Source organism: Oleiphilus sp. HI0086 (genome assembly GCF_001635225.1).
Window position 1 is genome coordinate 1 of record NZ_LWFZ01000114.1, and the last position, 681, is coordinate 681.

Genomic DNA, 681 nt, shown 5'->3' on the forward strand with positions numbered 1-681 from the left:
TAATTGGTAGTGAGGCTGCTGGTAAAAAATTCGGTATGAAACCACGGGCTCGTATTGTTTCTACAGCTGTTGTTGGAACTGACCCGACGATTATGCTCACAGGTCCTGCGCCCGCTGCACGAAAAGCACTTAAAGTAGCTGGCATGGACGTTAAGGACATCGACTTGTTCGAGGTGAACGAAGCATTCGCCTCTGTGGTCATGCGCTTTATGGACGAACTAGAAGTGAGTGAAGAAAAAGTAAATGTTAATGGCGGTTCAATCGCGATGGGTCACCCTTTAGGCGCAACAGGAGCAATCATTTTGGGTACGTTACTAGATGAGCTTGAAGCTCGTGACCTAAAGACTGGCCTAGCGACCTTGTGTGTCGGCGGTGGCATGGGTATCGCAACGATTATCGAAAGAGTTTAAGAGGAGAACGGCCGTGAGTATAAATAACAACACGAATTCAGTGATTGTAGAAAAAGATCAAGACAATATCGTTCACTTTATTCTTGATAAGCCCAATTCCGGTGCCAACTTAATGGACCAGGAATTTACAGACTCCTTATGCGCAGCAGTCGAACAACTTCGTGATGAAGACTTCGCAGGTGTGCTATTCCGTTCAAATAAGTCGACTTTCTTTGCCGGTGGCAACCTTGATGACCTCTATGCAACTACACGTCAAAATGCCTCGGTTCTG

General features: G+C 46.3%; 2 pseudogenes. Both read left to right on the forward strand.

The features are described from left to right. Positions 1–410, forward strand: a pseudogene (locus A3756_RS01625) (acetyl-CoA C-acyltransferase); the annotation flags it as partial. Positions 411–423: 13 nt separating this feature from the next. Continuing rightward, positions 424–681, forward strand: a pseudogene (locus tag A3756_RS01630) (3-hydroxyacyl-CoA dehydrogenase); the annotation flags it as partial.